This window comes from Mesorhizobium sp. P5_C1, from assembly GCF_054049815.1.
Genome location: NZ_JBFULQ010000341.1, coordinates 1 through 6,040, shown reverse-complemented (window position 1 = coordinate 6,040; position 6,040 = coordinate 1). Strand labels below are relative to the sequence as shown.

Sequence of the window (6,040 nt, the reverse complement as noted above, 5' to 3'; positions counted from 1 at the left end):
CTCAACGAGCTGATGGCCTACAACAAGGTGCCGGTGCCGCCGACGGTGATGATCGCCGGCAGCTCGGATCTCGAACTGGCGGCGCAGACGCTCGGCTTTCCGCTGGTGTTGAAGATCCCCGATTCGTCGTTCTCGCGCGGCGTCAAGAAATGCGCTGACTTCGAGGAGTTGAAGACGCTCGCCACGGAATGGCTGGAGGATTCCGATCTTCTGATCGCGCAGAAGTTCATTCCGACCGAATATGACTGGCGTGTCGGCGTGCTCGGCGGCCAGCCCCTGTTTGCCGTCCACTATCTGATGGCCAAGAAGCACTGGCAGATCGTCAACCACAAGGCCAACGGCAAACCCGACCAGGGCGGCATCAAGACCTTCACGCTGAAGGAAACCCCGGCGCATGTCGTCGAGACGGCGGTGAAGGCGGCGCGCTGCATCGGTGACGGGCTCTATGGCGTCGACCTCAAGGAAACCAAAGATGGCGTCTTCGTCATCGAGGTCAACGACAATCCGAACCTCGACCATGGCTGGGAAGATTCCGGCGAAAAGGACGAGGTCTGGGTGCGGCTGACGCAGTGGTTCCTGGAGCGGCTGGACCGGCCGGGGCGCTAATTTGATCGGGGGTGGATATGCTGTTCGTCGTGATCGAGGACTTTCGCGGTTGCGATCGCAAGGATATCTACCGTCGCTTCAGCGATCGCGGCCGCCTGAAGCCGGACGAGTTGCTCGTGCACCATAGCTGGATCGCGGCGGATATGAGCCGCTGCTTCCTGCTGGTGGAGGCTGATGACGTCACGCTGCTGCAGCGCTGGGTCATCGAATGGGCCGATCTGGTGGAGTTCGAGATCGTTCCCGTGGCGACGAACAAGGACATGGTGGAGGCATTGAGCGGGCACCTCTGAGAGGCGGCAGTCAACGGCCCTCGGTCAGCGCCGGCGATTTGACCGTGCGCACGCATTCCTCGATCAGCCACTGGCGAAATGCCGCCACCACATCGCGTCTCGCGCTGCGTTCCGGGATTGTCAGGCAATAAGGCTGGCGCAGCTCCAGCGCCTGGGCCAGCGGCCTGACCAGCCGGCCGTCTTCCAGCGCTTCGGCACAGTAGACCCCTTGCGCCAGCGCCACGCCAAGGCCGGAAATGGCAAGATCAAGGGCGGCCCGTGACGAATTCGCCGAAAGGCCGCGTTGCGCTGCCCGGCCAGGCTCGATGCCCATCGCTTCGAACCAGTTGCGCCAGGACGGGAACGACGCGCCCGTTGGGCCCCAGTCGGTGTGGATCAGCGGCAGACCGGTGAGGGCGGTACCGTCCAGATATCTGTTCGTCGCAACGAGATCAGGGGCGCAAACGGGGTAGACGGCATCCCTGGCGATGTCTTCCGTTGCCTGGTCGCGATAGTGCGAACGGCCATAGGAAAGGCGGATGTCGATCAGGTCTCGGTCGAACGATACCGGGTCGTCTTCGCCTCTGAGCGATATGTCGACAGCGCCGTGGGCCGCGACAAAGCCCGCCAGACGCGACGACAACCAGCCCATCGCCATGGATGGCGGGACTGACACGACGAGCCGGGAGCGGAACTCGGCGCCGCCCAGTTCGCGTGACACGCTGCCGATCTCACCGAATGCCGTTGTCAGCCGAGGCAGTATTTCCCTGCCGGCGTCGGTGAGGACGACGCGGCGGTTGACCCGGTTGAACAGCTTGCGGCCCATCTGGTCCTCGATGGTCCGGATCAGCTGGCTGACCGCGGCAGCCGAGATGGACAGCTCCTGGGCTGCCGCGGCAAAGCTGCCGGAACGCGCCGCCGCTTCGAAAGCCTGGAGTCCGCGCAAGGATGGAAAAGCGATCATGCTGCCCGATAGATAAGTTGACCTTATCTAAATCGCATAATTCATCGTTTTCAGAAAGCTTTCTTGTTGAATACGATATGGGCGTCGACATTTTCGAACTCCGGATGACGCCAGTGGACCATCGCGACGTAATCGCATCGTTGACGCAGCAAGAGCGCAATCGCCTGACCGCCAAATCAGACGTCGCGGGCCTTGTCCAACTTGGTGCTCATTGGGGTGCGATCATCATCATCGGATCGCTGATCGCCGCCAAGGTCCCGTTCTGGCCGCTGCTGATGCTGCCGCAAGGCATCCTGATCGTCTTCCTGTTCACGCTGCTGCACGAGACGGTGCATCGCACGGCCTTCGAAACGCAGTGGCTGAACGATGCCGTGGCGCGGGTGTGCAGCCTGGCGATCGGGCTGCCTGCGGACTGGTTCCGCTATTTCCATTTCGCCCACCATCGATACACCCAGGACCCGGACAATGATCCGGAACTGGCTTTCCCCAAACCGGAGACATGGAGGCAATACCTCGTCCATGTCTCCGGCATCCCGGTGTGGTGGGGGCACCTCAAGACGCTTTGTGGCAATGCGAAGGGCCGCGGCCGGGAAGGCTATGTGCCGCCAAAAGGCTACGCCAAGGTGCGCGTCGAGGCGCAAGCCATGCTTGCCTTCTATACCGGGGTCATTCTGCTGGCCGTCTATTTCCGGCTTACGGTGCTCCTCTACGTCTGGATCGTGCCGGCCTTGCTCGGGCAGCCATTTCTGCGCCTCTATCTCTTGGCCGAGCATGGCCGTTGTCCATTCGTCGCCAACATGTTGGAGAACACCAGGACCACGCTGACCAATTGGCTGGTGCGCAAGCTGGCGTGGAACATGCCGTTCCATGCCGAGCATCATGCCTATCCCGGCGTGCCGTTTCATCAATTGCCGGAGTTTCATGCGCTGATCGAGCGGCATCTGAAGATTGTCGAACCGGGCTATGTCAGCTTCCACGAAAAATACATCGAGACATTGCGCTGATGCTGCGCGGTTGCATACCGGTCGCGCCCTGCTTGAAGACGCGACCGGTACGACGGCTAGATTTGCGCAATACCGCCGTCGACGAACAGCTCGGCGCCGGTGACAAAGCTGGAATCGTCCGAGGCCAGGAACACGGCCGCCTTGCCGATCTCATCGGGATCGCCGAGCCGGCCCATTGGCACCTGGTTGGCAAGGAAATCGAGCAAACCCTTCTGGTGTTCGGCCTCAGGTCCGGCAAGCTCGGCGAGACCCGTTGTACGGGTCGGACCGGGACTGAGAATGTTGACGCGGATTTGCCGCTCCTTCAGGTCGAGAATCCAGCTGCGGGCAAAATTGCGCAGGGCCGCCTTCGACGCGCCATAGACGCTGAACGCCGCCGCGCCAGTTGAGCCGGTGGTCGAACCAGTCAGGATCACCGATGCACCGTCCACCAGCAATCCAAGCGCCTTCTGCACGGTGAACAGCACGGCTTTGACGTTGCGGTCGAATGTTTCATCATAGTGCTGTTCGCTGATCTGCCCGAGCGGCAGCATGGAACCGCCGCCAGCATTGACCGAGAGCACGTCGATCCGGCCGCTTTGCGCTTTCACTTTGGAATAGAGTCGGTCGAGATCGGCGAAACTGGTCGAGTCGGCCTGGATGCCGGTGGCGTTCTTCCCGATTGCCGTGACGGCCTTGTCGATCTCGGCCTGGCGCCGTCCGGTGATGTAGACATGGGCGCCTTCAGAGGCGAAGCGCTTGGCGATGCCAAGGCCGATGCCGCTGCTGCCGCCGGTAACCACGGCGATCTTTCCTTCGAGTTTCCGTGTCATTTTCGTCACTCCTGTTGTCGGTGACAGAGACATATGGACAGGTAGTTCTTTTCGAAATAGCAATGTTTGCAAACAATCGTTGCAGGATTGGTGATGTCGAAAGTTCCGGACTTCGAAGGATTGGCCATGTTCGCCAAAGTCGCGGAGGAGCGGTCCTTTGCTGCCGCCGCGCGCGTGCTCGGCCTGTCGGTGGCGACAGTATCGCGTGGCGTCAGCCGACTGGAGGAGCGGCTTGGCGCGCGGCTTTTCAACCGCACGTCGCGGCGTCTCGCCCTCACGGATTTTGGTCATCGTCTCGCCGAGCGGGCGTCGCGCCTCTACCGTGACGCGGAGGATGCCGAGAATGCGGCACGCGAGCTGTCGGCCAGTCCGCGCGGCCTTGTACGTCTGGCCGTGCCGATGTCGTTTGGGCTGCGGTGCGTTGCGCCGTTGCTTCCTGATTTCTTCAAACTCTACCCCGACGTGTCGATCGATATGCATCTGAGCGATGCGGTCGTTGACCTGGTCGGTGATGGGTTCGATGCAGCACTCCGGATTGCCGTCCTGCCGGATTCCTCGCTGGTTGCGCGGCGCCTGTGCAGCATTGCTCCGTTCATCGTCGCGGCACCGACCTATCTCGCCCGGTATGGCCGTCCAGGCACGCCGCGCGACCTCGACGCGCATCATTGCCTTGGCTATGCCTATCGTCCTCGGCAGGACGTCTGGCATTTCAGCAATGCCGCGGGTGACAGGGAGGCCGTCACGCCCTCCGGGCCATTGCGGGTGACCAATTCTGACGCGCTGGTTCCAACAGTGCTGGCCGGAATGGCGATTGCCGAGCTGCCGGAATTCATTGCCGGCGAATACCTTGCCGATGGGCGCCTGGAAGCGATCCTGACCGACTGGACTTTGCCGAGGGGCGCGCTGTATTTCGTCACGCCCTCAGCACGCTCGCGCCCCGCCAAGGTCGAAGCCGTCGCCGGTTTCATGGCCGCGCATCTGTCACAGCCAAGTTGGCCAGGGCCGAAATAGCGGGTACCGCCGGTTCAACCGGATTGCCCGAAGGCGGCGACGGTTGGCATCAGCAGGCGCTGAATATCCGCCGCCCTTGACGGCAACCCGATCAGATAGCCCTGCGCTTCGACACAGCCATTGACGCGCAGAAAGTCAAACTGCATCTCGGTCTCGACACCCTCGGCGGTGACCGTGATGCCGAGCTCGGCGCCCAGCCCGATAATGGTGCGAACGATTGCTGCTGTGTCGCGATTGCCGATGTCGCGGATGAACGAACGGTCGATCTTGATCTTGTCGACCGGAAAACGCCGGAGATAGCCGAGCGAGGAATAGCCGGTGCCGAAATCGTCGAGCGCAATGCGGATGCCCAGCCCTCGCAATTGACGCAACGTCTTCAGCACGGTCTCGCTTTCGTCCATCAGCACGGTTTCGGTGATTTCCAGTTCGAGCCGGCTGGCCGGGACGCCGGAGAAGGCCAGCGCCGAGATGACGCTGCGGGCAAAGCCGCCGCTTTTGAGCTGCACGGCCGAGACATTGACCGCAATGCGCAGGGAAGGCCAACTTGCCGCCGCCACGCAGGCTTTCCTCAATGCCCACTCGCCAAGCGGCACGATCAGCCCGGTTTCTTCGGCGACGGGAATAAAGTTGTCCGGCGCCACCGTGCCGCGTGTCGGCGAATGCCAGCGCATCAAGGCTTCCGCGCCGACGATCCCGCCGGAGCCTATGTTCATGATGGGCTGGAAATCGAGATCGAATTCGTGGCGCGGCAACGCTGTCTCAAGGTCGACCTCAAGCGCCCGGCGCGCCTGCACCGTGGCGTCCATTGCTGGCTCGAAGAATCGGTAAAGGTTGCGTCCTTCGCTCTTCGCCCGGTACAGCGCCGTGTCGGCGTTCTTCAGCAGCGTATCGGCATCCCTGCCGTCGTCGGGGAAAACGGCGATGCCAAGGCTGATGCCGACATGCATCTCCCGGCTCTTGTCGCGAAACGGTTGTGCGATCGCCTCGACGATACGTTTCGCCAGCTTTTCCGCGTCGGCAAGGTCTTTGAAGTTGGACTGGATGATGACGAACTCGTCACCGCCGAAACGGGCGACGATGTCTGTTTCATCGCGCAGGCAACGCCGCAGCCTCTCGGCCACGCTTTTCAGCAGCCAGTCGCCGGCCGGATGCCCCAAGGTGTCGTTGATCGCCTTGAAGCGGTCGAGATCGAGAGAGAAGATCGCCAGCGGTGAAGTCGCATCCTCCAGCGCCTGGTCGAGCCGTTCGCGAAGCATCGAACGGTTGGGCAGTCCGGTCAGCGTGTCGTGATGCGCAAGATGGGTCATGCGCTCCTCGACCAGCCTGCTTTCGGTGACGTCGTCGAACGTGGCGACCCAGCCGCCACCACTCATC

General features: G+C 62.1%; 7 protein-coding genes. 4 read left to right on the top strand and 3 right to left on the bottom strand.

What is annotated here, in order from left to right; all coding sequences use genetic code 11:
* Together ACXJ7R_RS22475 and ACXJ7R_RS22470 are read left to right on the top strand one after the other, a co-directional pair.
* Positions 1–606, top strand: a 606-nt coding sequence (locus ACXJ7R_RS22475) for an ATP-grasp domain-containing protein (protein ID WP_457153774.1), incomplete at its 5' end; no start/stop codon positions are given.
* 17 nt (positions 607–623) lie between these two features.
* On the top strand, positions 624–896 hold the full coding sequence (locus ACXJ7R_RS22470) for a DUF3303 domain-containing protein (RefSeq protein ID WP_457153773.1): 273 nt from the start codon (positions 624–626) through the stop codon (positions 894–896).
* A 10-nt stretch (positions 897–906) separates the two neighbouring features.
* On the opposite strand, the gene ACXJ7R_RS22465 is transcribed toward ACXJ7R_RS22470, so the two are convergent.
* On the bottom strand, positions 907–1,839 hold the full coding sequence (locus ACXJ7R_RS22465) for a LysR substrate-binding domain-containing protein (protein WP_457153772.1): 933 nt from the start codon (positions 1,837–1,839) through the stop codon (positions 907–909).
* Positions 1,840–1,952: 113 nt separating this feature from the next.
* Between ACXJ7R_RS22465 and ACXJ7R_RS22460 the strand changes: the two genes are divergently transcribed.
* On the top strand, positions 1,953–2,843 hold the full coding sequence (locus tag ACXJ7R_RS22460; RefSeq protein WP_457153775.1) for a fatty acid desaturase family protein: 891 nt from the start codon (positions 1,953–1,955) through the stop codon (positions 2,841–2,843).
* 56 nt (positions 2,844–2,899) lie between these two features.
* Here the strand turns inward: ACXJ7R_RS22460 and ACXJ7R_RS22455 are convergent, their stop codons facing one another.
* A complete protein-coding gene (locus ACXJ7R_RS22455; RefSeq protein ID WP_457153771.1) occupies positions 2,900–3,655 on the bottom strand; it encodes an SDR family oxidoreductase in 756 nt (251 codons plus the stop codon).
* 93 nt (positions 3,656–3,748) lie between these two features.
* Here ACXJ7R_RS22455 and ACXJ7R_RS22450 point away from each other — a divergent pair, with 93 nt between their 5' ends.
* The gene (locus ACXJ7R_RS22450; RefSeq protein WP_457153770.1) at positions 3,749–4,666 is read left to right on the top strand and encodes a LysR substrate-binding domain-containing protein; all 918 of its coding nucleotides are present in this window, start codon (positions 3,749–3,751) and stop codon (positions 4,664–4,666) included.
* Between the two features lie 14 nt (positions 4,667–4,680).
* Here the strand turns inward: ACXJ7R_RS22450 and ACXJ7R_RS22445 are convergent.
* Positions 4,681–6,040 (bottom strand): putative bifunctional diguanylate cyclase/phosphodiesterase (locus ACXJ7R_RS22445; protein WP_457153769.1); only part of this gene is annotated, 1,360 nt, incomplete at its 5' end.